Genomic DNA, 24,209 nt, shown 5'->3' on the forward strand with positions numbered 1-24,209 from the left:
GTCAGCCCGCGAACCCGCGGGCCTGGGCGAGCTGCTCCTGGAGCGCGGCGAGCTGGCGCGCGACCGCCTCCGGAGCGGTGCCGCCCTGCGCGCTGCGGCTCGCGAGCGAGCCCTCGGTGCTCAGCACGGAGCGGACCTCGGGCGTGAGCGCTGGGCTGATCGCCGCGTACTCCTCGTCGTCCAGGTCCCAGAGCTCGACGCCGCGCGATTCGGCCTGCTTCACCGCGGCGCCGGAGAGCTCGTGGGCCTCGCGGAACGGCACGCCCTGGCGGACGAGCCACTCGGCGATGTCGGTCGCGAGGGCGAAGCCCTGCGGGGCGAGGGCGGCCATGCGCTCGGTGTTGAACGCGAGGGTCGCGATCATGCCCGAGACCGCGGGGAGCAGGAGCTCGAGGGTGTCGGCCGCGTCGAAGACGGGCTCCTTGTCCTCCTGCAGATCGCGGTTGTACGCGAGCGGCAGGCCTTTGAGGGTCGCGAGGAGGCCCGTGAGGTCGCCGATGAGGCGCCCCGCCTTGCCGCGCGCGAGCTCCGCGACGTCCGGGTTCTTCTTCTGCGGCATGATCGAGGACCCGGTGGAGTACGCGTCGTCGAGGGTGACGAAGGAGAACTCCTTCGTGGCCCAGAGGATGACCTCCTCCGAGATGCGCGAGAGGTCCACGCCGATCATCGCCGCGACCCACGCGAACTCGGCGAAGACGTCCCGCGAGGCGGTGCCGTCGATCGAGTTGTGCACGGCCGAGTCGAAGCCCAGGTCCGCCGCGACGGCCTCGGGGTCGAGTCCGAGGGACGAGCCCGCGAGCGCCCCCGAGCCGTAGGGCGACACGGCCGCACGCCTGTCCCAGTCCGCGAGGCGCTGGACGTCCCGCAGCAGGGCCCACGCGTGGGCGAGCAGGTGGTGGCTGAGCAGGACGGGCTGGGCGTGCTGGAGGTGTGTCCGGCCCGGCATCGCCGCGTCCGGGTGCGCCTCGGCCTGGGCCACGAGCGCGTCGACCGTGTCGAGGACGCCGCGGGCGATGACCCGCGCGTGGTCGCGCAGGAACATGCGCCCGAGGGTCGCGACCTGGTCGTTGCGAGAACGGCCGGCGCGCAGCTTGCCGCCCAGGTGCGTCCCCGCGCGCTCGATGAGGCCGCGCTCGAGCGAGCCGTGCACGTCCTCGTCGGACTCCGCCGCGGTGTACGCGCCCGAGGCGACGTCTGCGTCGAGGCGGTCCAGCGCGTCGAGCATGCCGGCGAGCTCGCCGTCGTCGAGCAGGCCCGCGCGGTGCAGGACGCGCGCGTGGGCCTTGGAGCCGGCGATGTCGTACCGGGCCAGGCGCCAGTCGAAGTGCGTGGACTTGCTCAGCGCGGCGAGCGCGTCCGCCGGTCCCCCGGCGAAGCGCCCGCCCCAGAGTGCGCCCTCGTTGGTCCCCGAGCGCCCTCCGGCCTCGCTGCGCTCGGCCGGGGACCCCTGCGCCCGTGGGCCCATGTTCTGCTCAGCCACCCGGGTTCACTCCCCCGCGACGCGCTGGTCGCGGCTCGAGGCGACCTTGGAGGACATGCCCCAGAGGTCGATGAATCCCTTCGCGCTGGACTGGTCGAACGTGTCGCCCGTGTCGTAGGTCGCGAGGCTGAAGTCGTACAGCGACGTGTCCGAGCGGCGGCCGTTGACCACGGCAGTGCCGCCGTGGAGGACCATGCGGATGTCGCCGGAGACATACTGCTGCGAGTCCTCGATGAACGTGTCCAGGGCGCGCTTGAGCGGGGAGAACCACTGGCCGTCGTACACGAGCTCGCTCCAGCGCTGGCCGACCGTGGCCTTGAAGCGGGCGTGCTCGCGCTCGATCGTGATGTCCTCGAGGTGCTTGTGCGCCGTGATGAGCGCCATCGCGCCCGGGGCCTCGTAGATCTCGCGGGACTTGATGCCCACGAGGCGGTCCTCGACGACGTCGATGCGGCCCACGCCCTGGGCCCCGGCGCGGCGGTTCAGCTCCTGGATGACCTGGAGCGGGGTGAGCTCGACGCCGTCGAGCGCCGTCGGCACGCCCTGGACGAACGTGATGGTGACCTCGTCCGGGGCCGGCGGGAACTCCGGGGTCTGGGTGTAGTCGTAGATGTCCTTGGTCGGGGCGTTCCAGATGTCCTCGAGGTAGCCGGTCTCGACGGCGCGGCCCCACACGTTCTGGTCGATCGAGTAGGGGTTCTTCTTCGTCGTGACGATCGGGAGCTGCTTCTCCTCGGCGTACGCGATGGCCTTGTCACGCGTGAGGGCGAGGTCGCGGACCGGGGCGATGCACTTCAGGTCCGGGCCGAGGGTCTGGATGCCGACCTCGAAGCGGACCTGGTCGTTGCCCTTGCCCGTGCAGCCGTGGGCCACGGTCGTGGCGCCGAACTCGCGCGCGGCCTTGACGAGGTGCTTGACGATCACCGGGCGCGAGATGGCCGAGACGAGCGGGTAGTGGCCCTGGTAGAGCCCGTTGGCCTTGAGGGTGGGCATGCAGTACTCGTTCGCGAACTCGTCGCGGGCGTCCGCCACGTAGGCCTCGACGGCCCCGCAGCCGAGCGCGCGCTGACGGATGGTCTCCATGTCCTCGCCGCCCTGCCCGACGTCGACGGCGACGGCGACGACCTCTGCGCCGGTTGCGTCGGCGATCCAGCCGATGGCCACGGACGTGTCCAGGCCGCCCGAATAGGCGAGGACGATGCGATCCTTCACGGTGTGCTCCTTGGGGGTCAGAACGAATTGTTATGCATCAGTCTACATAGATATACAGTGCTGGCAATCCGCGAAGCCGCGCGGTTGCCCGGGCTCGGCGGCCCGTGGCACCGTGGCGCCATGCCTGCCATCATCCGCCCCGAGCGCGCCGAGGACTACCCCGCCGTCCGCGCCGTGACTGCCGCGGCCTTCAGGCAGGCGGCCGTCTCCGCGCCGCCCCTCGACGGCACGGGAGACCCGGGCGAGGCAGCACTCGTGGAGTGGCTCCGCGCCGATGCCGGGTACCTCCCGGACCTGGCCCTGGTCGCGGAGGAGGGCGGCGCCGTCGTGGGCCATGCCATCACGACGCGCGGCTGGATCGATGCCGCCGGCGTGGATCCCCTGCCGGCGCTGGGGCTCGGACCGATCTCGGTGCGGCCCGACCGTCAGGGCCGCGGCATCGGGGCCGCCCTCCTGGAGGCGACCGTCTCCGCGGCCCAGGCGCGCGGCGAGCGCCTCATCGCGCTCGTGGGGGACCCCGCGTTCTACGGGCGCCACGGCTGGGAGCCCGCGGCGCGGCACGGAATCGCGTCGCCGGATCCGGCATGGGGCGGCTTCTTCCAGGTGCGGCTGCTCGCAGCACATGGGACAGCGCACGACGGCGCGGCGGGCACCTTCCGCTACGCCGCGCCCTTCGCGCGGTTCGGGTAGGCGGCCGGCCGCGCTGGACGAAGCCCGTCAGCACTCGCCCTTGACCACGAAGCAGGAACCGCGTATCGGTAGCGTCGGAGGCGAGGAGGACCTGAGATGCGCACCGTGACCTATTCCATGGGCGTCTCGCTCGACGGCTACATCGTCGGGCCGGACGGCAGCTTCGACTGGACCGCGCCGGACGAGGAGGTCTTCCGCTTCTGGATCGACGGGATCCGCCGCGTGGACGTGCACCTGCTGGGGCGCCGGCTCTACGAGACGATGCTCTACTGGGAGACCGCCGGCGAGGACCCGGCCGTCAGCGACGCGGACCGGGAATGGATCGCACTGTGGAATCCGCTCCCCAAGATCGTCTTCTCGCGCACGCTCTCGGGCGTGCAGGGCAGCGCCCGTCTGGCCACCGGCGGCGTGGCCGAGGAGATCCAGCGGCTGCGGGCCGAGCCGGGTGACGGCGAGATCGCCATCGGCGGGGCGACCCTCGCCGCCGAGGCCGCAGCGCTGGGCCTCATCGACGAGTACCGCCCCATGGTGTACCCCGTGCTCGTGGGCGGCGGCATCCCCTTCTTCCCACGCCACGGGCAGAAGGTGGACCTCGACCTCGTCGAGACCCGCGTCTTCCCCTCCAAGGTCGTCTTCCTGCGCTACCGCGTGGCGCGCTAGGCCGGTCCGGACCGGCGCGGCGGCGCCGTCACCAGCCCCCGCGCGTTGGCGTGTGCCCCGTCCGGGCGTCCTGGGGCATGGCCATCTCGGCCCGCAGCCCCAGGAGCCGGACTGGGCGGCCCGGTTCGATGCCGGCGGCAAGGTCCAGGGCCACCGCGAGGACTTCGTCCCGATCGGAGGTCGCCGGGATCTTCCTCGCGTGCGTCGTGGTGTCGAACGGCGCGTAGCGGATCTTGAGGGTCAGCCCGACCACTGGCCGTCCCTCCGCCGCGACGTCCTCGAGGACGCGCGCTGCGATCTCCCGCACGGCGTCGTCCATCTGCGCGGGCTCCGTCAGGTCGCGCTGGAAGGTCGTCTCGCGGCTGTGCCCGCGGGCGACCCAAGGGGTGTCGTCCACCACGCGGGATCCGTCCCCGCGCCCGAGCTGGGCGTACCAGGGGCCCATCGTGGGGCCGAACTCCGGGACCAGGTCCTGGGGGTCGGCCGCGGCGAGCTCGGCGACGGTGGTGATGCCGAGCCTGGCCAGCCGGCCCGAGACTCTCGCCCCGACGCCCCAGAGGTCTCGGGTGGGGTGGCCGCCCATGACGTCGAGCCAGTTCTCCGAGGTGAGGCGGAAGACGCCGGCCGGCTTGCCGAACCCGGTGGCGACCTTCGCCCGGACCAGGGTGTCGCCGATGCCCACGCTGCAGTGCAGCCGCGTCCGCTCGAGGACGGCCGCCTGGATCTGCCGGGCGTAGGCCTCCGGGTCGTCCGTCCCGATGCCGACGAAGGCCTCGTCCCAGCCGAGCACCTGCACGACGGCGCCGGGCTGCGCGCGCAGCGTGGCCATCACCGTCTCCGAGGCCGCGAGGTAGGCCTCATGGTCGACAGGGAGGATCACAGCGTGGGGGACCTTGCGGGCCGCGATGCGCAGGGGCATCCCGGAGCCCACGCCGAAGGCCCTGGCCTCGTACGACGCCGTCGAGACCACGGCCCGTTCGGTGGGGTCGCCCCGGCCCCCGACGATGACCGGCCTGCCCGCGAGCTCCGGGCGCCGGAGCACCTCGACCGCGGCGATGAACTGGTCGAGGTCGACGTGCAGGACCCACGGGATTCCGCCCACGCCACCAGTGTGCTCCACACCGGCGCGCTCCGGGGAGGGCCCCTACGCCCCCTGCGAGGCCAGCTCGAGGAAGCGGGCAGCGACGGCGTCTCCCCCGGCCGGGTCGCGCGTGATGATCATGACCGTGTCGTCTCCGGCGATCGTCCCGAGGATCGAGGGGATCACGGAGTGGTCGATCGCGAGCGCGAGGAAGTTCGCCGCACCCGGCGGCGTGCGCAGCACCACGATGTTCGCGCTCGCCTCGGCGGTGACGAGGAGCTCGGCGCACAGCTTCGCGAGCCGCGCGTCGAGCACCTCCTGGTCCAGCCCGGTCCGGGGGCTCCGGTCTCCGCCCTCGCCCCGAACCGCGTACACGAGCCCGCCGGCGGCACCGCGCACCCGCACCGCCCCGATCTCCACGAGATCACGCGAGAGGGTCGCCTGGGTGACCTGCACGCCGTCGTCCGCGAGGAGCGCCGCTAGCTCGGCCTGGGAGCGCACCGACTGCTCCGCGAGGAGCGCGCGGATGCGCGCCTGGCGCGCGGCCTTGGTCTGCGGGACGGACCCCGGGGCGGAGGACACGGCGGGGCCTCAGACCGGGAGGCCGTCGACTACCGCCTGGCCCGAGCGGTGCAGGAGCCAGGCGAGCAGGGCCTTCTGGGCGTGGAGGCGGTTCTCGGCCTCGTCCCACACGATGGACTGCGGGCCGTCGATGACCTCGGCGGCGACCTCGTACCCGCGGTAGGCCGGAAGGCAGTGGAGGAACACGGCGTCGGCCGCGGCCTTGGCCATCGCCGCGGCGTCCACGGAGTAGTCCCGGAAGAGCTGCATCCGCGCGGCCTTCTCGTCCTCCTGGCCCATGGACACCCACGTGTCCGTCGCGACGACGTCCGCGCCCTCGAGGGCCGCGACGGGGTCCACTGTGATGAGCACCGAGCCGCCGGTCCTCGCGGCGACGTCCTCGGCCTCCGCGACGATCCCGGCCGCGGGCAGGTAGCCCTCCGGACCGGCGATGCGCACGTGCATGCCCGCGGTGACGCCGGCGAGGAGGTAGGAGTTGGCCATGTTGTTGGCCGCGTCGCCGAGGTAGGCCATGGTCAGTCCCGCGAGCCGGCCCTTGTGCTCCCTGACCGTCAGGAGGTCGGCGAGGAGCTGGCACGGGTGGTAGTCGTCGCACAGGGCATTGACCACGGGCACGCGGGAGTTCAGGGCCATGTCCACGAGGCCCTCGTGCGCGCCCGTGCGCCACACGATCGCGGCGACCATGCGCTCGAGCACCTTCGCGGTGTCCTCGACCGACTCCTTGTGCCCGATCTGCGCCTCGCCCGGGTTGATGATGAGCGGCGTGCCGCCCATGTCGGACACGCCTGCGGAGAAGGAGACGCGCGTGCGGGTCGAGGTCTTGTCGAAGATCACGGCCACGGTCTTCCGGGCGGAACCCTCCGCCGCGAGGGGCTGCACCGAGTAGGGCGCGGCCTTCATGCGGACGGCGAGGTCCAGGACCTCGGCCTGCTCGGACGGTGTGAGGTCGGTGTCCTTGAGGAAGTGGCGGACGGTTCCCGGGCTTGTCATGCGGTCTCCTTGAGGGTGTCCGCGGCCGCTGCGATGAGCGCCGGCAGCGCCGCGACGAACGAGTCGGCCTGCTCGGCCGTGAGGATGAGCGGCGGGGCGAGGCGGATGGTCCGCGGCCCCGGCGCGTTGACGATGAAGCCCGCCTCGAGCGCGGCACTGACGACGGCGGCGGCCAGATTGGCGTCTTCGGGCACCTGTGCTGGGTCCCCTCCCGGGCCCGTCAGGTCCATGCCGATCAGCAGCCCCCGCCCGCGGACCTCGCCGACCTCCGGCAGCGCCGCGAGCGCCTCCCGCGTGTGGGCGCCGACGGCTCGCACGTTCTCGAGCACCTTCTGGCTCTCGATCGCGTGGACCGTGGCGAGGGCCGCCGCAGTGGCCACCGGGTTGCCGCCGAAGGTGGTGCCGTGCTGGCCGGCGGACAGCAGCGCGCTGGTCTGGGGGCCGAACGTCACGAGCGCGCCGATGGGGAAGCCCCCGCCGAGGCCCTTGGCGAGCGTCACCGCGTCGGGCACCACACCGGTGCCCTCGATGGCGAGCCACGAGCCCGTGCGGCCGATCCCGGTCTGGACCTCGTCCACGATGAGGAGGGCGCCGGCGTCGTGCGTGATCCTCCGCGCCTCGGCGAGGTACCCCTCGGGGAGCGGGAGGACGCCGGCCTCTCCCTGGATCGGCTCGAGGAACACCGCCTGCGTCGTGTCGTCGACCTCGGCGCGCAGGGCCTCGATGTCCCCGAAGGGGACGTGCACGACGCCGGAGGGCAGCGGCTCGAACGGCTCGCGGTACGCCTTCTTCGCAGTGAGGGCGAGGGCGCCCATCGTGCGGCCGTGGAACGCGCCCTCGAGCGCCACGACCTTGGTGCGCCTGCCGCCGGAGGGGTTGGCAGCGTTGCGGCGGGCGAGCTTGAACGCCGCCTCGTTCGCCTCGGTCCCGGAGTTCGAGAAGAACACCTTGGAGCCCGCGGGCGCCCCAGTGATCTCCAGGAGCTTCTCGGCGAGGGCCACCTGCGTGGGGCTCGTGAAGAAGTTCGAGACATGGCCGAGGGTGGAGAGCTGGCTCGAGATCACGCTCGTCACGAACGGGTGCGCGTGGCCGAGCGCGTTCACGGCGATCCCGCCGAGCAGGTCGAGGTACTGCTTGCCGTCGGCATCCCACACGTAGCAGCCCTGGCCGCGCACGAGCACGCGCTGCGGCGTGCCGAAGACGCCCATGAGGGAATCCGAGTAGCGCGAGAGCCAGGCAGCGCCGGACGGCGAGCCTCCCACAAGCTCGGTGAGGGGGCGGGCCTCCGGGGTTCGGTTGGCATCCTTGGGCGGGAGGCCCGCCCCCTCGCCGAGCGAAGGCGAAGTGGAAGCGTTGCTGTCGCTCATGCGGTTCCTTCCCCGTCCGGCACGACCTGCGTGCCGACACCGGCGTTCGTGAAGACTTCGAGGAGCATCGTGTGCGGGCTGCGGCCGTCCACGATCGCGGCGCGGTCCACGCCCTCGGTGACGGCCTTGAGGCATGCGCCCATCTTGGGGATCATGCCGGACTCGAGGCTCGGCAACATCTCGGCGAGCTCCCCCGCGGAGATCTGGGAGACGAGTGAATCCCTGTCCGGCCAGTTGCGGTACAGCCCCTCGACGTCGGTCAGGACGACGAGGCGGGATGCCTGGAGCGCGACCGCGACGGCGGCCGCGGCGGTGTCCGCATTGACGTTGAGGACCTGCCCGGTGGGCTGGTGGCGTTCGACGCCGTCGGGCCCGCTCTCGGTCTCAACCTCCGGGGCGACGGTCGAGATCACGGGGATGCGGCCGGCCTCGAGGAGGTCGTGGACGGCAGCGGGGTCGACGCCGACCACCTCTCCGACGAGGCCGAGGTCCACCTCCTCGCCGTCGACCACGGCGCCCGTGCGGACCGCGCGCAGGAGCCCGCCGTCCTCGCCCGAGAGGCCCACGGCGTACGGGCCGTGGGAGTTGATGAGGCCCACGAGCTCGCGGCCCACCTGGCCGGTGAGGACCATGCGGACCACGTCCATGGCCTCGGGGGTCGTGACGCGGAGCCCGCCCTTGAACTCGCTCTCGATCCCGAGTCGGGCGAGCATCGCGTTGATCTGCGGCCCCCCGCCGTGCACGACCACGGGGCGGATGCCCACGTGGTGGAGGAACACGATGTCCTCGGCGAACGCCCGGCGCAGCTCCTCGTTCACCATCGCGTTCCCGCCGTACTTGACCACCATGGTGGTGCCGGCGAACTTCTGGATCCAGGGGAGGGCCTCGACGAGCGTCTCGGCCTTGTCCATGGCGAGGCGGATGTTCTGGCTCTGCGCGCCCGTGCTGGTCTCGGTCATGGCAGTCCTCAGCTCGAGTAGGCGGAGTTCTCGTGCACGTAGGCGTGCGTGAGGTCGTTGGTCAGGATCGTGGCCTCGGCGGAGCCCGCGGCGAGGTCGATCTCCACGAGGACATCGCGGGGCTCGAGGTCGACGAGCGAACGGTCCTGGCCGATCCCGCCGTTCTGGCAGATCTGCACGCCGTTGATCGAGACGTTGACGGCGTCCGGGTCGAACACCGCGTCGGTGGTGCCGACGGCGGAGAGCACGCGGCCCCAGTTCGGGTCCTTGCCGAAGATCGCGGTCTTGAAGAGGTTGGACCGGGCAACAGCGCGGGAGACCACCTCGGCGTCGCGCTCGCTCGCCGCGTTGTACGTGCGGATGGCGATGTCGTGCGAGGCGCCCTCGGCGTCGCCGATGAGCTTGCGCGCGAGCTCGGCGCACGCCTGCGTCAGGCCTGCGGTGAACGACCCCGGGTCCGGGGACGCGCCCGCCGCGCCGGAGGCGAGCAGCACCACCGTGTCGTTGGTGGACATGCAGCCGTCGGAGTCGGCGCGGTCGAACGTCACGCGCGTGGCGTCCCGCAGCGCGGCGTCGAGCATCTCGGGCTGAACCTCGGCGTCGGTCGTGAGGACCACGAGCATCGTGGCCAGCCCCGGCGCGAGCATGCCCGCGCCCTTCGCGATCCCGCCGATCGTGTACGGCCGCCCCGTGGAGTCGGTCCCTGCGAACACGGCCTCCTTGGGCACGGTGTCCGTGGTCATGATCGCCTCTGCGGCCGCGTGCCCGCCGTCTGCGGAGAGCGCCGCGGCGAGCGCATCGACGCCCGGGACGATCCTGTCCATGGGCAGCTGCTCGCCGATGAGGCCCGTGGAGCACACCACGACGTCCGCGGCGGAGATGCCGAGCACGTCCGCCGTCTTCTCGGCGGTGGTGTGGGTGTTCTGGAAGCCCTCCGGCCCAGTGCAGGCGTTGGCGCCGCCGGAGTTGAGCACGACGGCGTCGACGCGACCGTCGGTCACGACCTGCTTCGACCAGCGCACGGGGGCGGCCGCGACGCGGTTGGAGGTGAAGACGGCGGCAGCGTGGTGGTCCGGGCCGTCGTTGACGACGAGGGCCATGTCCGGGTTCCCGGAGGCCTTGATGCCTGCGGTGATGCCGGCGGCCCGGAAGCCCTTGGGTGCGGTGACGGTCACGGTGCGACTCCCAGCTGGTTCAGGCCGGTGCCCTCGGGCAGGCCCAGCGCGATGTTCATGGACTGCACCGCTCCGCCTGCGGTGCCCTTGGTGAGGTTGTCGATCACGGAGCTCACGATCACCCGGCCCGCGTGCGGGTCGAACGCGAGCTGGAGCGCGGCGCTGTTGGAGCCGACCACCATCTGGGTGGCCGGCCACTGGCCGGTGGGCAGGACGTGCACGAACGCCTCCCCCGCGTACGCGGACTCCCAGGCCTCGCGCAGCTGCGCCGCGGTGACGCCTTCGCGGACCCGCGCCGTGGCGGTGGTGAGGATCCCGCGGCTCATGGGCGCGAGCGTGGGCGTGAACGAGACCGTGACCCGCTCGCCGGCCGCGTTGGAGAGGCCCTGCTCGATCTCGGGCGTGTGGCGGTGCCCGCCGCCCACCCCGTAGGGGCTCATCGAGCCCATGACCTCGGAGCCCAGCAGGTGCGGCTTGGCGGCCTTGCCCGCGCCCGAGGTGCCGGACGCGGAGACGATCACGACGTCGTCGGCCTCCAGCAGCCCGGCGGTGAAGCCCGGGGTGAGGGCGAGCAGCGCCGAGGTCGGGTAGCAGCCGGGGACGGCGATGCGGCGGGCACCGACGAGCCGCCCGCGCTGCTTCGAGCCGTCGGCGAGGGGCAGCTCGGGCAGGCCGTACGGCCACGTGCCGGCGTGCTCGGACTGGTAGAACCGGAACCAGGCCTCGGGGTCCTCGAGGCGGTGGTCGGCGCCGGCGTCGATCACGAGGGTGCCTTCCGGCAGGGCCGCGGCGACCTCGGCGGAGGCGCCGTGCGGGAGGGCGAGGAAGACGACGTCGTGGCCCGCGAGGTTCTCGGCGGTCGTCTCGACGATCCCGCGGCCGGCGAGGGAGAGCAGGTGGGGCTGGAGCTCGCCGAGGCGGCGTCCCGCGCTCGAATGGGCCGTGATGGCCCCGATCTCGACCTCGGGGTGGTTGGCCAGCAGGCGGAGGACCTCTCCCCCGGCGTAGCCGCTGGCCCCGGACACTGCTGCGGTAATAGTCACGCGGCCCACTCTAGGAAAGTTTATGCATCCTAGTCAATATTTATACATTGCTCCGACGGCGTCACCTCCTAGGATGGTGGCGGGCCGGCAGCCGCCCGAGCAGCTGCCCGGCCTGCCGACTTCCGCACCGTGAGGAGAGCCATGATCCACGCCATCGTCGCCACTGCCCCCGGAGGGCCGGAGGTGCTAGCACAGGCCGAGGCCGAGATGCCGGTGCCCGGTCCGGGCCAGCTCCTCATCCGGGTCGCCGCCGCGGGCGTGAACTTCGTCGAGACGTACCAGCGCCAGGGCGTCTACGGCGTGCCGTTCCCCTTCACGCCGGGCGCCGAGGCCTCGGGCGTGGTCGCCTCGGTGGGCGAAGGCGTGGAGGGCTTCGCCCACGGGGACCGGATCGCCACGGCGGAGGGGATCCGCACCTACGCGGAGTACGCGCTCGTGGACGCCGAGAGGGCCCTGCCGATCCCGGAGGGGGTGGACCTCCTCACCGCCGCCGCGCTGCCGCTCCAGGGCATGACGGCGCATTTCCTCGTGACCTCGAGCTTCCGGATCGAGTCTGGCCAGACGGCGCTCGTGCACGCGGGCGCCGGCGGCGTGGGGCTCCTGCTCATCCAGATGCTCAAGTCTCGCGGGGCGAGGGTCATCACCACGGTCTCGACCGGGGCGAAGGCCGAGCTCGCCGAGGGTGCCGGGGCGGACCACGTGCTCCGCTACGAGGGCTTCCCCGAGCGCGTCCGCGAGCTGACCGGGGGCGCCGGGGTCGACGTCGTGTACGACGGCGTGGGGAAGGACACGTTCGACGGCTCGCTCGCGAGCCTGCGGATCCGCGGGACCCTCGTGCTCTTCGGCGCCGCCTCCGGCCCGGTTCCCCCGTTCGACCTGCAGCGCCTGAACACGGGCGGCTCGCTGTCCATCACCCGCCCCACACTCCGGCACCACCTCCTCAACGCCAACGAGCGGCGCTGGCGGGCGGCCGAGGTGTTCGGCGCGGTGGAGGACGGCTCACTCAGCGTCCGGATCGGTGCCCAGTTCCCGCTGAGGGACGCGGCCGCCGCGCACGCCGCGCTCGAGGGCCGGGGGACCACGGGCAAGGTCCTCCTGGTTCCCTGACCTCCCTGCGACAATGACCGGGACGACAGCCACGAGTGAGCCGAGGGCACGGCATTGACCGATAGCGAGAACCCAGGACCCCCAGGGGCAGCCGTGCGGCAGCACGCCCCGCAGCTGCCCGGCTCGGCCCGGACCCCTGCGCCGCGCACGCTCATCGACATCCTCACCGCGAGCGCGGCGGCGTTCCCCGAGGCGCCTGCCCTCGATGACGGCTCCCGGTCGCTCACGTACTCCGAGCTGCTCGACGAGGTGCGCGCCATGGGCCGCACGCTCCACGCGGCTGGCCTCGGCGCCGGGGACCGGATCGGGATCCGCATCCCCTCCGGCACTGCCGAGCTGTACACCGCCATCCTCGCCGTCCTGCTCATCGGGGCCGCATACGTGCCCGTGGACGCGGACGATCCCGACGAGCGGGCCAAGCTCGTCTTCGGCGAGGCCCGCGTCGCCGGGATCATCCGGGGCGGCGGCTCCCTCGTCGTGGACCGCGGCCGCCCCACGCCCTTCCCCGCTCCCCGGCCGCCCGGGCCGGAGGACGACTGCTGGGTCATCTTCACGTCCGGCTCCACGGGGACCCCGAAGGGTGTCGCGGTCTCGCACCGCTCGGCGGCGGCGTTCGTCGACGCCGAGGCTCGGCTCTTCCTGCAGGCCGAGCCGCTCGGGCCCGACGACCGGGTACTGGCCGGCCTCTCGGTCGCGTTCGACGCCTCGTGCGAGGAGATGTGGCTCGCATGGCGGTACGGTGCCTGCCTCGTGCCGGCCCCGCGGGCGCTCGTGCGCACGGGGATGGACCTGGGCCCGTGGCTCGTGCAGCGGGGCATCACCGTCGTCTCCACCGTCCCGACGCTGGCCGCCCTGTGGCCCGCCGAGGCGCTCGAGAACGTCCGCCTGCTCATCTTCGGCGGAGAGGCCTGCCCTCCCGAGCTCGCTGCGCGCCTCGCCGTGGACGGCCGCGAAGTGTGGAACACCTACGGTCCCACCGAGGCCACCGTGGTCGCGTGCGCAGCTCCTCTGGACGGCACGGGCCCGGTCCGGATCGGCCTGCCGCTGGACGGCTGGGACCTCGCGGTCGTGGACTCCGAGGGAGTCCCGGTGGCCGAGGGCGCCACGGGCGAGCTCATCATCGGCGGCGTCGGCCTGGCCCGCTACCTCGACCCGGAGAAGGACGCGGAGAAGTACGCCCCGCTGCCCACGCTCGGGTGGGAGCGCGCCTACCGTTCGGGGGACCTCGTCACATGGGACCCGGCGGGCCTGCTTTTCGTGGGGCGCGCCGACGAGCAGGTGAAGCTCGGCGGCCGCCGGATCGAGCTCGGCGAAGTCGACGCCGCACTCCAGTCCCTGCCCGGGGTCGCCGGCGCCGCGGCTGCCGTGCGCACGACGGCGGCGGGGAACCAGATCCTCGTCGGGTACCTCGCGGCGGCGGACGGCGCGGTGCCGGACCTCGCGGCGTCCCGCGAGCACCTCACGCGCGAGCTGCCGGCCGCGCTCGTGCCCGTGCTCGCCGTCGTCCCCTCCCTCCCCACGAAGACGAGCGGCAAGGTGGACCGCGCCGCGCTGCCGTGGCCGCTCCCGGGCGCAGAGGAGGGCCCCGGGGCCGGGCAGGCCGCGCCTGCGCTCGAGGGCGAGGCCGGCTGGATCGCGGAGCAGTGGGAGGCGGTCCTGGGCACCCGCCCCTCGGGCCTGGACGCCGACTTCTTCGCCGCGGGCGGAGGGTCGCTTGCGGCCGCGCAGCTCGTCACCGCGCTGCGCCGCCGCTACCCCACCGTGACCGTTGCCGAGCTCTACGCGCATCCGCGGCTCGGCGCGCTCGTCGAGGCGCTCAGCGGGCGCGCACCCGGCGGCGAGGCCGCCCCGGAGCGGACCGTGCGGCCCACCGCCGCGCGGACGCAGGCCGTCCAGACGCTCATGGGCGTGCCCCTGTTCATCCTCGTCGGCATGCGCTGGCTCACCGTCCTCATGGCCGCGGACAACGTGCTCGCCGCCGTGGCCGGGTTCGCCGCTGCGCCCACCGTCTCCTGGTGGTGGGTCGCCGCGTCGTGGCTCGTGTTCGTGAGCCCCGTGGGCCGGATGGCGGTCTCGGTGGGCGCCGCGCGGGTGCTCCTGCGCGGGATCCGCCCCGGGCGGTATCCGCGCTCGGGGAGTGTGCACCTGCGCCTGTGGCTCGCCGAGCACATCGCGGACCTGGCCCAGGCCGTGAGCCTCGCGAGTGCCCCCTGGGTCCCGTACTACGCGCGCGCCCTCGGGGCGAGGATAGGGCGCGACGCCGTCCTCCACTCGGTTCCGCCGGTGACGGGCATGCTCTCGCTGGGCCCGGGCGCCTCGGTGGAACCGGAGGTGGACCTGTCCGGGTGGTGGATCGACGGCGACTGGCTCTACCTCGGCGGCATCACCGTGGGCGCGGGCGCCACGGTAGGGGCGCGCAGCACGCTCCTGCCGGGCGCGCGGGTGGGCGCGGACGCGATCGTCGAGCCCGGCTCGTGCGTGTCCGGGAAGGTCAAGTCCGGAGTCCGCGTCGCGGGCTCTCCGGCCGAGCGCGTCGGCAAGGCCAAGCCGGACTGGCCCGAGCACCACGCGCGGCGCACGCGCCTCACCGAGCTCCTGTGGCTCGCCGCGTTCGGCGCGGGCTCCTCGCTCATCGCCCTCATCCCCTACGCCTCGGGGGCCGCCGCCGCCCTCGTGCTCGCCTGGGCCGCGGCGGGCCACGCCTCCCTGCACGCCGCGGCCGGGCCCCTCCTGGCGGCGGCCCCGCTCGCGGCCGCCGTGTGGTTCGGTATCAACGCCCTCCTCGTCGCCGGGACCACACGCCTCCTCGGGCTCGGCCTCCGGGAGGGCCACTGGCGCATCCGGAGCCGGCAGGGCTGGCAGGTCTGGGCCACCGAGCGCGTGCTGGACATGGCCCGGGACCTGCTCTTCCCGCTCTACGCGAGCCTCGCCACGCCGGCGTGGCTGAGGCTGCTCGGCGCGACGGTGGGGCGCGGCGTCGAGGCGTCGACCGTACTGCTCGTGCCCTCGATGACGACCATCGGGGACGGTGCGTTCCTCGCCGACGACACCATGGTGGCCTCGTACGAGCTGGGCGGCGGCTGGATGAAGGTCGCCCCGGCCAAGGTCGGCAAGCGGGCGTTCCTCGGCAACTCGGGCATGACCGGGGCCGGACGCGCGGTGCCCAAGGACGGGCTCGTCGCCGTGCTCTCCGCGACCCCGAAGAAGGCCAAGTCCGGGTCCTCGTGGCTCGGGAGCCCGCCCGTGCGCCTGCGGCGCACGCCGGCGGCGGCCGACCTCGAGCGGACCTTCCATCCCCCAGCCCGCCTCAAGGCGGCCCGCGCCGCGTGGGAGCTGTGCCGGGCGGTGCCGGTCGTGCTCACGGTGGCGATCGCCGTCGGCGTGGTCGTCGCGCTGGACTGGATCGCCGCGCAGTGGGGGTACGCCGCTGCCGCCCTGCTCGGGGGCGCCGTCCTCCTCGCGGCCGGCGGCGTGGCCGCGGCCTCGGCGGTGGCGGCCAAGTGGCTCCTCGTGGGCCGGATCCGGGCCGGGGAGCACCCACTGTGGAGCCCGTTCATCTGGCGCAACGAGGTCGTGGACGCCTTCATCGAGATGGTCGCGGCGCCCTGGTTCGCCCGCTCGGCCGCGGGAACGCCCGCGCTCGTCGTGTGGCTCAGGGCGCTCGGGGCGAGGATCGGCCCTGGCGCCTGGTGCGAGAGCTACTGGCTCCCGGAGGCCGATCTCGTCCAGCTCGGCGCCAACTCCACCGTGAACCGCGGCTGCGTCGTCCAGACCCATCTCTTCCACGACAGGATCATGCGGATCGGGCCCGTGGCCCTCGGCGCCGGCGCCACTCTCGGGCCCCACGGCGTGATCCTCCCCGGGGCAGCCATTGGAGCCGGCGGGACTGTCGGCCCCGCCTCCCTCGTCATGGGCGGCGAGCACGTCCCCGCGAACACCTACTGGCGCGGCAACCCCGTCGTGCCATGGAAGGAGCCGGAGGTCCCCACCCGGTGAGCCCCACGAACCCCGCCGCCCAGACGGACAGCCGCCCCTCAGACCAGAGGGCCCGGCTTCTCGCGCGCCCCCTCCTCCCCGACCCTTACACGCCAGGGCACGGCAGCCCGTCCTTCACGGTGCGCCACTACGCGCTCGATCTGGACGTGCGCCTGGCGAGCAACCGGCTTGCCGGCCGCGCACGCCTGCAGGCGAGGGCCGAGGAGACCCTTGGTGACATCGTTCTCAGCCTCGTCGGCCTGCGCGCGGTGAGGGTCCAGGTCGACGGCGCGAAGCCCGCCAAGGTGGTACAGCGCGGCGACCAGCTCCGGATCGTCCCGTCCTCGCCCCTCGCAGCCGGAAGGGACTTCCACGTCGAGGTGCGCTACGAAGGCAACCCCTCGCCGTCGTCCGGCACTTGGGGCGAGGTGGGCTGGGAGGAACTCGCCGACGGCGTCCTCGTCGCGGGCCAGCCCACCGGAGCGCCCACCTGGTTCCCGTGCAACGACCACCCGTCGCAGAAGGCGGCCTTCCGCACCACCGTCACCGCGGACGCAGGCTACCGGGTCGTGGCCAACGGGCTGCTCGTGGGCCACCGCCGCAAGGCCAGCCGGGAGACGTGGGTGTACGAGCAGCACGAGCCCATGGCCCCGTACCTCGCCACCGTGCTGATCGGCCGGTGGCACATGCTGGACCTCGGCCGGGTCCGCGCCGGCGGCGCTCCCCCGGTGCGCGTGTACGCCGCCGTCCCGCCCCTGCTGCGCACCGCCGCCGAGGCCGGCCTGGCGGACCAGCGGGACATGGTCGCGCACTTCTCCGGGCTCTTCGGCCCGTACCCGTTCCGCGACTACACCGTGGTGGTCACCGAGGACGCGCTCGAGATCCCTCTCGAGGCGCAGACGCTCTCCATCATGGGCCGCAACCACATCACGCGCTCGTGGGAGTCCCAGCGGCTCCTCGCCCATGAGCTCGCACACCAGTGGTTCGGGAACTCGGTCACGGTCGGACAATGGGAGGACATCTGGCTCCACGAGGGCTTCGCGTGCTACGCCGAGTGGCTCTGGAGCGAGAAGGCCGGGCAGGGTTCCACCCGTTCCCGGGCAGGAGCCGCGTGGAAGCTCCTCGCCTCGCGCAGGCAGGACCTCGTGATCGGCGCCCCCGGCCCGGATCTCATGTTCGACGACCGCGTCTACAAGCGCGGCGCCCTCGCCCTCCACGCCCTGCGGGAGGCGGTCGGCGACGACCGGTTCTTCCGCGCCCTCCGCGCCCTGTGCTCCGAGAAGCGGCATGCGAACGCCTCGACCGGCGAGGTGGTGGAGCTCTTCGACCGCGTCGGCGCGGGCGCGCGCGGGTTCAGTGCCGCTCGCGTGCTGCGGCCGTGGCTGTGGGAGGAGCGGCTGCCGGCGTTCCCGTCCTAGGCGCCCGGCGTTGCGGGTGCGCAGCGCCCGCATCCGGGCACTCGGGCGAGGGCCGCTGCGAAGCCTGGGGGAAGGCCGAGCGCCGCGGTGTCGAGGTCGGCGACGCGGCCGTCGTCGAGCGTTTCCAGCTCGGCCGGATCGTCGCGCAGCCCCGTCCCGAGTGCCTTTGCGAGGGCCTCCTTGCGCGCCCAGAGCCGGGCGGCCTCCTCGGCAGGATCCGCGGCGGTGTGCGCACGACGCCGTTCGGCAGCCGAGAGGGCCTCATCCGGGATGGCACGGCGCAGGTCTGCGACGGCCACGAGGTCGACGCCGACGCGCACCCCCACCTCGGCGGTCAGGACCCCCACCTCGGCGGTCAAGACCCCCATTTCGGCGGTCAAGACCCCCATTTCGGCGGAGAGGAGGGCCCAGCCGCCTGCCCGCGACATGCTCGCCGCAACGGGCAGCGGGCGGAGCACCCCGCCGTCGTGCCCGAGGACGAACCCGGGCGCCCCGTGCTCCCCCACGCCGCAGTCCGGGCACAGGTAGGCCGGGCGCACGAGCCCGGGGTCGGCGTCGGCCGCTTCGGCGACGAGCGCGCGCAGGGCGAGGCGGCCCGACAGGAAGCGGTGCCCGCGGGCCGGATCGCCGAATGCGCGGGCGCGCTCGGCTTCACCGGCCGTGGGGACGCCAGCGGGCAGCGCCGACCCGGGGGAACCGAGCGGCACTGCCCGCAGGAGCACGGCTGCCTCCGAGAGCCCGGTGCGTCAGCGCTGGACGGCGCCGAAGCGCTCGGCCGCGAGCGCCACGGCGGCGGCGCGCGCCTCCGAGGCCTCGTCGGCGGTGAGGGTGCGGTCGTCGGCGCGGAAGCGCAGGCCGAACGCGAGCGACTTCCTGCCCGGCTCGATCCCCTTGCCCGTGTACACGTCGAACAGGCTCACCTCCTCGAGGAGCGTGCCGGCGCCCTCGCGGAGCACGGCGAGCACCTCGGCCGCCGGCACCGCGGCGTCCACGATGAGAGCGACGTCCTGCGTCGCGACCGGGAACGTCGAGAGGTGCTTGGCCACCACCACGTCGGCTGCCGCCTCGAAGAGCGCGTCGGCATCGAGCTCGAACGCGACCGTGCGGGCCGGGAGGTCCAGCGCGGCAAGGAGCTTGGGGTGCAGCTCGCCGGCGTACCCGACCGTCTCGCCGGTGCGCAGGCTCAGCGCGGCGGCGCGTCCGGGGTGGTACGCCTGGTGCTGGCCCTGGGCGACCACGAGCTCCACCCCGAGGACATCGGCGGCGAGGCGCGCGAAGTCGAGGGCGTCGGCCCAGTCCCAGGCGCGCGGCGTGTGGCCGGGCGCCTCGGGCGAGTCCTTGCCCGTGAACAGGCCGGCCACGTGCAGCGGCTGGTCCGGGAGGCCGTCGTAGAGCGCGTCGAGGACCTCCTCGGACGGCTTCGCCCCGAGCGGGGGGATGGACTCGGTGCCGAGCGGCCCCTCGTCCGGCAGGAAGACGAGGCCCGCCTCGAAGAGCGCGAGGTCGCGGAAGCCGCGGCCGTGGTTGCGGCGGGCGATCTCGACGAGCCCCGGCAGGAGCGAGGCCCGCAGCCAGCCGTGCTCCTCGCTCAGCGGGTTGGCGAGCTTGACGGCGGGCAGCGGGGCGCCCTCCTTCGCCGTGCCGAACGTCTCGTTGTGCCCCTTGGAGACGAACGGGTATGCGAGCACCTCGGTCAGGCCCGCGTCCGCGAGCGCCTGGACGAGCCGGCGGCGCTGCTGCTGGGTGCGGGAGTAGCCGCGTCCCGGCGGTGCAACAGGCAGGCGAGAGGGGATCTTGTCGTAGCCGACAAGACGGGCGACCTCCTCGGAGAGGTCCTCCTTGGTCTCGAGGTCATTGCGCCAGCTCGGGGGCACGACGGCGAAGCCGCTGCCGTCGCGCTCGACCGTCGCCCCGAGCTCGCCCAGCGCGCGCGTGATGAGCTCGTCGCTGAACTCCATCCCGATCCGGGAGGAGACGAAGCCCTCGGGCAGGCTGATGCGCACCGGCTCCGGCGCGGTGCCCACGTCGGTGCCGGCATCGTCGGCCGTTCCCCCGCCGAGCTCGACGAGGAGGTCCACGACGCGCTGCGCGGCCACGTGGGCCACGTGCCAGTCCACGCCGCGCTCGAAGCGCTTGGACGCCTCGGAGGGCAGCCTGTGGCGGCGGCGCGAGCGCGCGATGCTCACCGGGTCGAAGTGCGCGGCCTCGACGAGGACGTCCACGGTCGTGTCGGAGCACTCGGTCGAGGCGCCGCCCATGACGCCCGCGATGCCGATCGGGCCCGAGCCGTCGGTGATGAGCAGGTCCTCGGGGTCGAGGGTGCGCACCTTGCCGTCAAGGGTCTCGAGGGTCTCGCCGGCGGCCGCGCGGCGCACCACGATGTCCCCGCTGAGCTTCCCGAGGTCGTAGCAGTGGGTGGGCTGGCCGAGCTCGAACATGACGTAGTTCGAGATGTCCACAGGCAGCGAGATGGAGCGCACGCCGGCAAGGCGCAGGCGCGAGACCATCCACTGCGGGGTGGCGCGCGTGGGGTCGATGCCGCGCACCGTGCGCGCCACGAACCGGTCGCAGCCGGGCACGCCGTAGATGGGCGCCTCGTCGCTGAGCACGACGCCGTAGCCCCCCTCGAGCGCCTCGGGCGCGGCCACGAGGCTGGCCGGGTCGGTGGACTCGGTGCCGGTCGCGTGCGAGTACTCGCGGGCGATGCCGCGGATCGAGAAGCAGTAGCTGCGGTCCGGGGTCACGTTGATCTCGGCGGCCTCGTCGGTCAGGCCGAGGAGCTCGAGCGCGTCCGTGCCGACTTCGGGGTCGAGGCCGATGCGGGACAGCACGAGGATGCCGTCATGGTCGTCGCCGATGCCGAGTTCTCGGACCGAGGCGATCATGCCCGCGGAGACGTGGCCATAGGTCTTGCGCGCGGCGATGTGGAAGTCGCCGGGGAGCGTTGCGCCCGGCAGCGTCACGACGACCTTGTCGCCGGGGGCGAAGTTGTGGGCACCGCACACGATCCCCTGGACGCCGGAGGGGTCGATGCCCTTGCCGACGAGCGTCTGCTCCTGGCCCTCGGGCACCACGCGGACCTGGCACCAGTTGATGGTCTTGCCGTTGCTCTGCGGCTCCTTCTCGGCGCTGAGCACCTGGCCGACGACGATCGGCCCGCGGATCGAGTCCGAGGGGCGGTGGACGGCCTCCTCCTCGAGGCCGACCTTCACCAGGTCGGCCATGAGGTCCTCGGCGGTCGCGCCGGCGGGGAGCTGCGTGTACTCGCGCAGCCACGAAAGGGGGATTCGCATTGGACTAGATCTCCATCCCGAAGTGCTCGCTGAAGCGGACGTCGCCCTCGATCATGTCGTGCATGTCGGCGACCTCGTTGCGGAACATGAGCGTGCGCTCGATTCCCATGCCGAACGCGAAGCCCGAGTACTCCTCGGGGTCGATGCCCGCGGCGCGCAGCACGTTGGGGTTGACCATGCCGCAGCCGCCCCACTCGATCCAGCGCGGGCCGCCCTTGGCGCCGGGGTGCCAGATGTCCAGCTCGGCGCTCGGCTCCGTGAACGGGAAGTAGTTGGGGCGCAGGCGGATCTGGGCCTCCTCGCCGAACATCTGCCGCGCGAAGTGCTCGAGGGTTCCGCGCAGGTCCGCCATCGAGAGGCCCTTGTCGATCGCGAGGCCCTCGAACTGGTGGAAGACGGGCGTGTGCGTCGCATCCAGCTCGTCCGTGCGGAACACGCGCCCGGGGCACAGGACGTAGACCGGCAGTTCGCGCTCGAGCATCGAGCGGACCTGGACCGGGGACGTGTGCGTGCGCAGGAGGAGGTGCGCCTCGGGCGGCTCGACGAAGAACGTGTCCTGCATCTCGCGCGCGGGGTGGTCCGGCTTGAAGTTGAGCGCGTCGAAGTTGAACCACTCCGACTCGAGCTCAGGGCCCTCGGCGATCTCCCAGCCCATGCCGACGAAGATGTCGCTCACGCGGTCCTGCAGGGTCGAGAGCGGGTGGCGTGCGCCCGCGCGTCGACGGCGGGGGGCAGCCGTGACGTCCACGGTCTCCTCGATGAGGATGCGGGCGTCGTCCTCGGCCTCGAGGACGGCCTGGCGCTCGGCGACGGCCTTGTTGACCCGGCCGCGGGCGCCTCCGACGATCTTGCCGGCCGCAGCCTTGGACTCCTTGGGCAGCGAGCCGATCTCACGGTTCGCGAGCGCGAGCGGGGACTTCTCCCCGGTGTGCGCGATGCGGGCGCTCTTGAGCTGCTCGAGGTCGCCGGCGGCGGCGATGGCGGCCAGTGCGTCCTCGACAGCCGCGCTGACGGCGGCCTCGTCGACGGGATCGGGGACACTCGGGGCGGTCACGGGAACCTCAGTCTCGGCGGAAGGTGGCGTTGTCTCGGGCACCCGCCAAGTCTATTCCACGGCTACGATGCCCCTGTGCGACTCGAGGACATCCGGGGCATCCGCGCTATGCGGGACATCCGGGGCATCGGCAGCGCAGCACGCGCCGCGCTCAACACCGCGAACCTCTCGACGCCGCTGGGCCTGGCGCTCGCGGCGGCCGCGCGCACGCCCCTGCGCCGTGGGCCCGGCGGGCTGTTCATCGCCGAGCACTACCGCCCCCGCCTGCCCGCTGCCGCCGCGTTCGTGGTCGGCAACGTCGTCTTCACCCGCGGGCGCGCGGAGGACCTGCTGGCGCGGCCTGCGCTGTTCGGCCACGAGGCGCGCCATGCAACCCAGTACGCGGCATGCCTCGGGCTGCCATTCCTCCCCCTCTACGCCGTCGCCGCCGCCTACTCGGCGGCGCGCACGGGCAACCCCGGCTCGCTCAACCCGTTCGAGCAGATCGCTGGGCTCGAAGCGGGAGGCTACCCCCGCCGTCGCACGCGCCCCCTGCCCCCGCCGGCCAGCACGCCCGCTGGGTCCCACAGACACGGAGTGAGGAAGCCATGACACCCGAGGAAGCCGCGCCCCGCGGCGCACACACCGTCACCGTCGTCGGCACCGGCTCTGCCCGGCTCGTCCCGGACCGCGCACTCGTCCGGCTCGGGATCGAGACCAGGTCCGTGCACCTCTCCGAGGCGTACGCCCGCGCAGCGAGCGCCGCGCGGGCCGTCGTCGACGCGGCGACGGGGGCCGGCGTCGACCGAGTGGACCTCGCCACGAGCGGCCTCGGCGTGACGAGCGAGACGGCCTGGAGCGAGGGCCACGGGCCGCATGTGACCGGCTACGCCACGACCACGTCGCTCACGCTCGCGGTGCGGGACCTCGACCGCGTCGGCGCGCTCCTCGAGGCGGTCGTCGCTGCAGGCGGCGACGCGCTCCGGATCCACGGGCTGGCCCTCGAGGCATCGGACGCGGCGGCGGCGGAGGCCGCTGCGCAGGAGGCGGCCTGGAAGGACGCGCTCGCGGCGGCCGAACGGCTCGCCCGGCTCGCGGGGCGCCGCCTCGGACGCGTGGTCAGCATCGACGCCGGCACCGCACAGGGCGGGCCCGGCGAACCAGTCCCGCTCCGGCGCGTGGCCTTCGCGGCGGTGGGAGAGGCGATGCCCGTGGAGGCCGGGACGGCGGAGGTCGCCGCAACCCTCACGGCAGTGTGGGAGCTCGAAGGCTGAGCCCGCGGCGGGGCGGGGGTTGACACATCTTCGAAGATGTCTTCGAATAGCTGGCATGCGATGGAACACGCAGTCGGTCCGGGAGTCGCCGAATGATGACGCCCTGGCCGCGCCGGCCCAGATGCCCCTCCTCCCCCTGGCGGGGGCACTGCGGACCGTGAGGACGCCGGAGTTCCACGGGATCACCTTCCACGAGGTCGCCGCGAAATCGGCGCTCAACAAGGTGCCGCCGGCGTCCTCCATGCCGTTCCGGTGGACCGTCAACCCGTACCGCGGGTGCAGCCACGCGTGCGTGTACTGCTTCGCGCGCAATACCCATACGTACCTGGACATGGACGCCGGGCTGGACTTCGACCAGCAGCTCGTGGTGAAGGTCAACGTCGGCGAGGTCCTCAGTGCCGAGGTCTCGCGGCCGTCGTGGAAGCGCGAGCACGTGGCCCTGGGCACGAACACAGACCCGTACCAGCGTGCCGAGGGCCGCTACGCGCTCATGCCGGGGATCATCAAGGCGCTCGCGGGGTCCGGCACGCCGTTCTCGATCCTCACGAAAGGGACGCTCCTCGCACGGGACGTCCCCCTGCTCAAGGCGGCCGGCGCAGAAGTGCCCATCGGGACGAGCATCTCCCTCGCGGTCCTCGATCCCGAGCTCCAGGGCGCCCTCGAACCGGGCACGCCGTCCCCCGCCGCCAGGCTGCGGCTCATCTCGCGCCTGCGGGAGGCCGGGCTGACGTGCGGCGTCATGGCGATGCCGATCCTCCCCTGGCTCACCGACTCCGAGGAGCACCTCGACGCGCTCATGGGGTCCCTCGCCTCTGCCGGTGCCACCGGCGTGACGGCGGGGGCGCTGCACCTGCGCCCCGGCACGAGGGA

20 protein-coding genes are annotated in these 24,209 nt (G+C 73.3%); 8 read left to right on the forward strand and 12 right to left on the reverse strand.

Annotation, left to right across the window (positions count from 1 at the left end):
- Position 1: 1 nt before the first annotated feature.
- The gene (gene argH, locus ABCQ75_RS15515) at positions 2–1,465 is read right to left on the reverse strand and encodes an argininosuccinate lyase (RefSeq protein WP_345882934.1); all 1,464 of its coding nucleotides are present in this window, start codon (positions 1,463–1,465) and stop codon (positions 2–4) included.
- 21 nt (positions 1,466–1,486) lie between these two features.
- Positions 1,487–2,692, reverse strand: a complete 1,206-nt coding sequence (locus ABCQ75_RS15520) for an argininosuccinate synthase (protein ID WP_345882699.1) — start codon at positions 2,690–2,692, stop codon at positions 1,487–1,489.
- Between the two features lie 120 nt (positions 2,693–2,812).
- On the opposite strand from ABCQ75_RS15520, the gene ABCQ75_RS15525 reads away from it, so the two are divergent.
- Entirely contained in the window at positions 2,813–3,382 is a 570-nt protein-coding gene (locus ABCQ75_RS15525; protein WP_345882698.1) for a GNAT family N-acetyltransferase, read from the forward strand.
- Positions 3,383–3,478: 96 nt separating this feature from the next.
- Positions 3,479–4,042 carry a dihydrofolate reductase family protein gene (locus tag ABCQ75_RS15530; protein ID WP_345882696.1) on the forward strand — a complete coding sequence of 188 codons (564 nt, stop codon included), beginning with the start codon at positions 3,479–3,481 and terminating at the stop codon, positions 4,040–4,042.
- Between the two features lie 28 nt (positions 4,043–4,070).
- Here ABCQ75_RS15530 and ABCQ75_RS15535 read toward each other — a convergent pair whose 3' ends face one another.
- Genes ABCQ75_RS15535 through argC form a run of 7 tightly spaced genes read right to left on the reverse strand, consistent with a single transcriptional unit; the run spans position 4,071 to position 11,239 of the window.
- Positions 4,071–5,144 carry a DNA polymerase IV gene (locus ABCQ75_RS15535; protein ID WP_345882695.1) on the reverse strand — a complete coding sequence of 358 codons (1,074 nt, stop codon included), beginning with the start codon at positions 5,142–5,144 and terminating at the stop codon, positions 4,071–4,073.
- A 42-nt stretch (positions 5,145–5,186) separates the two neighbouring features.
- Positions 5,187–5,705, reverse strand: coding sequence for an arginine repressor (locus ABCQ75_RS15540; RefSeq protein WP_345882693.1), 519 nt, complete (start codon positions 5,703–5,705; stop codon positions 5,187–5,189).
- 9 nt (positions 5,706–5,714) lie between these two features.
- Positions 5,715–6,695, reverse strand: a complete 981-nt coding sequence (argF, locus tag ABCQ75_RS15545; protein ID WP_345882691.1) for an ornithine carbamoyltransferase — start codon at positions 6,693–6,695, stop codon at positions 5,715–5,717.
- Positions 6,692–8,062, reverse strand: a complete 1,371-nt coding sequence (locus tag ABCQ75_RS15550; protein WP_345882689.1) for an acetylornithine transaminase — start codon at positions 8,060–8,062, stop codon at positions 6,692–6,694. Before ABCQ75_RS15550 ends, argF begins: the two co-directional genes overlap by 4 nt.
- Positions 8,059–9,021 (reverse strand): acetylglutamate kinase, encoded by a 963-nt coding sequence (gene argB / locus ABCQ75_RS15555; RefSeq protein WP_345882688.1) that lies wholly within the window; start codon positions 9,019–9,021, stop codon positions 8,059–8,061. The genes ABCQ75_RS15550 and argB overlap by 4 nt, the downstream gene beginning before the upstream one ends.
- Before the next feature lie 8 nt (positions 9,022–9,029).
- Positions 9,030–10,196 (reverse strand): bifunctional glutamate N-acetyltransferase/amino-acid acetyltransferase ArgJ, encoded by a 1,167-nt coding sequence (gene argJ, locus ABCQ75_RS15560; RefSeq protein WP_345882687.1) that lies wholly within the window; start codon positions 10,194–10,196, stop codon positions 9,030–9,032.
- On the reverse strand, positions 10,193–11,239 hold the full coding sequence (argC, locus tag ABCQ75_RS15565) for an N-acetyl-gamma-glutamyl-phosphate reductase (RefSeq protein WP_345882686.1): 1,047 nt from the start codon (positions 11,237–11,239) through the stop codon (positions 10,193–10,195). Before argC ends, argJ begins: the two co-directional genes overlap by 4 nt.
- A gap of 141 nt (positions 11,240–11,380) precedes the next feature.
- Here argC and ABCQ75_RS15570 point away from each other — a divergent pair, with 141 nt between their 5' ends.
- The 3 genes from ABCQ75_RS15570 (at position 11,381) to ABCQ75_RS15580 (ending at position 17,739) form a co-directional block, all read left to right on the forward strand.
- Positions 11,381–12,346 (forward strand): quinone oxidoreductase family protein, encoded by a 966-nt coding sequence (locus tag ABCQ75_RS15570; protein ID WP_345882684.1) that lies wholly within the window; start codon positions 11,381–11,383, stop codon positions 12,344–12,346.
- 93 nt (positions 12,347–12,439) lie between these two features.
- Positions 12,440–16,342, forward strand: a complete 3,903-nt coding sequence (locus tag ABCQ75_RS15575; RefSeq protein WP_345882682.1) for a Pls/PosA family non-ribosomal peptide synthetase — start codon at positions 12,440–12,442, stop codon at positions 16,340–16,342.
- Complete coding sequence (locus ABCQ75_RS15580) at positions 16,339–17,739, forward strand: M1 family metallopeptidase (protein ID WP_345882681.1); 1,401 nt, start codon at positions 16,339–16,341, stop codon at positions 17,737–17,739. The genes ABCQ75_RS15575 and ABCQ75_RS15580 overlap by 4 nt, the downstream gene beginning before the upstream one ends.
- On the opposite strand, the gene ABCQ75_RS15585 is transcribed toward ABCQ75_RS15580, so the two are convergent.
- From ABCQ75_RS15585 to pheS, 3 genes are read right to left on the reverse strand one after another with little or no spacing between them, the layout of a single operon-like run.
- Positions 17,736–18,461 carry a 4'-phosphopantetheinyl transferase family protein gene (locus ABCQ75_RS15585; RefSeq protein ID WP_345882679.1) on the reverse strand — a complete coding sequence of 242 codons (726 nt, stop codon included), beginning with the start codon at positions 18,459–18,461 and terminating at the stop codon, positions 17,736–17,738. The genes ABCQ75_RS15580 and ABCQ75_RS15585 overlap by 4 nt on opposite strands.
- Before the next feature lie 24 nt (positions 18,462–18,485).
- Entirely contained in the window at positions 18,486–21,032 is a 2,547-nt protein-coding gene (gene pheT / locus ABCQ75_RS15590; protein WP_345882677.1) for a phenylalanine--tRNA ligase subunit beta, read from the reverse strand.
- Positions 21,033–21,036: 4 nt separating this feature from the next.
- Positions 21,037–22,128 carry a phenylalanine--tRNA ligase subunit alpha gene (gene pheS / locus ABCQ75_RS15595; RefSeq protein ID WP_345882675.1) on the reverse strand — a complete coding sequence of 364 codons (1,092 nt, stop codon included), beginning with the start codon at positions 22,126–22,128 and terminating at the stop codon, positions 21,037–21,039.
- A gap of 33 nt (positions 22,129–22,161) precedes the next feature.
- On the opposite strand from pheS, the gene ABCQ75_RS15600 reads away from it, so the two are divergent.
- The 3 genes from ABCQ75_RS15600 to ABCQ75_RS15610 all read left to right on the forward strand — a co-directional run.
- Complete coding sequence (locus tag ABCQ75_RS15600; protein WP_427916017.1) at positions 22,162–22,677, forward strand: hypothetical protein; 516 nt, start codon at positions 22,162–22,164, stop codon at positions 22,675–22,677.
- Positions 22,674–23,339, forward strand: a complete 666-nt coding sequence (locus tag ABCQ75_RS15605; RefSeq protein WP_345882672.1) for an SIMPL domain-containing protein — start codon at positions 22,674–22,676, stop codon at positions 23,337–23,339. Before ABCQ75_RS15600 ends, ABCQ75_RS15605 begins: the two co-directional genes overlap by 4 nt.
- A gap of 55 nt (positions 23,340–23,394) precedes the next feature.
- On the forward strand, positions 23,395–24,209 hold an 815-nt coding region (locus ABCQ75_RS15610), incomplete at its 3' end, for an Rv2578c family radical SAM protein (protein ID WP_345886557.1).

It is taken from the genome of Sinomonas halotolerans (genome assembly GCF_039615075.1).
GTDB classification, from domain to species: domain Bacteria; phylum Actinomycetota; class Actinomycetes; order Actinomycetales; family Micrococcaceae; genus Sinomonas; species Sinomonas halotolerans.

Coding starts and splice junctions, on each gene's coding strand:
- ABCQ75_RS15570 (WP_345882684.1), top strand. CDS start 11,381: ATGATCCACGCCATCGTCGCCACTGCCCCCGGAGGGCCGGAGGTGCTA.
- argF (WP_345882691.1), bottom strand. CDS start 6,695: ATGACAAGCCCGGGAACCGTCCGCCACTTCCTCAAGGACACCGACCTC.
- pheT (WP_345882677.1), bottom strand. CDS start 21,032: ATGCGAATCCCCCTTTCGTGGCTGCGCGAGTACACGCAGCTCCCCGCC.
- ABCQ75_RS15525 (WP_345882698.1), top strand. CDS start 2,813: ATGCCTGCCATCATCCGCCCCGAGCGCGCCGAGGACTACCCCGCCGTC.
- argH (WP_345882934.1), bottom strand. CDS start 1,465: ATGGGCCCACGGGCGCAGGGGTCCCCGGCCGAGCGCAGCGAGGCCGGA.
- argB (WP_345882688.1), bottom strand. CDS start 9,021: ATGACCGAGACCAGCACGGGCGCGCAGAGCCAGAACATCCGCCTCGCC.
- ABCQ75_RS15530 (WP_345882696.1), top strand. CDS start 3,479: ATGCGCACCGTGACCTATTCCATGGGCGTCTCGCTCGACGGCTACATC.
- ABCQ75_RS15550 (WP_345882689.1), bottom strand. CDS start 8,062: ATGAGCGACAGCAACGCTTCCACTTCGCCTTCGCTCGGCGAGGGGGCG.
- ABCQ75_RS15605 (WP_345882672.1), top strand. CDS start 22,674: ATGACACCCGAGGAAGCCGCGCCCCGCGGCGCACACACCGTCACCGTC.